The sequence below is a fragment of the Bacillus sp. AFS029637 genome (assembly GCF_002584985.1).
In the GTDB taxonomy this organism is placed as follows: domain Bacteria; phylum Bacillota; class Bacilli; order Bacillales; family Bacillaceae_G; genus Bacillus_A.
The window spans coordinates 1-275 of record NZ_NUPZ01000098.1; the positions used below are offsets into that span (position 1 = coordinate 1).

General features: G+C 37.5%; 1 protein-coding gene. It reads right to left on the reverse strand.

Going from position 1 to position 275, the window contains the following annotated elements; translation table 11 throughout:
- A partial coding sequence (locus COE49_RS27065) for a helix-turn-helix domain-containing protein (protein WP_176523464.1) occupies window positions 1-92 on the reverse strand: 92 nt, incomplete at its 3' end.
- Between the last annotated feature and the right edge of the window lie 183 nt (window positions 93-275).

A 275-nucleotide genomic window follows, 5' to 3' on the forward strand; every position in this document is an offset into this window, starting at 1 on the left:
TTATAAGCGAATCTTGCAGCGCCAGCATGGTTTCTAAGCACTTTTTCTTGTTCAGGCGTTGGAATCAATCTAACTTTCTTCGCCAATATCATCAGAATTTAACTCCTTTAATGAAAAATTTGTTCTTCTGAATCGTAGCGTGTTCCACCAGCATTCTCCTGAGACTACTCGGATGCAAACCTGTTAATTCCGATACTTGACTAACTCGTAAAAATTTCATTATTATTCTTACCTCATTGAACCTAACATAGCACGTACGTTCGATAGATTCAATG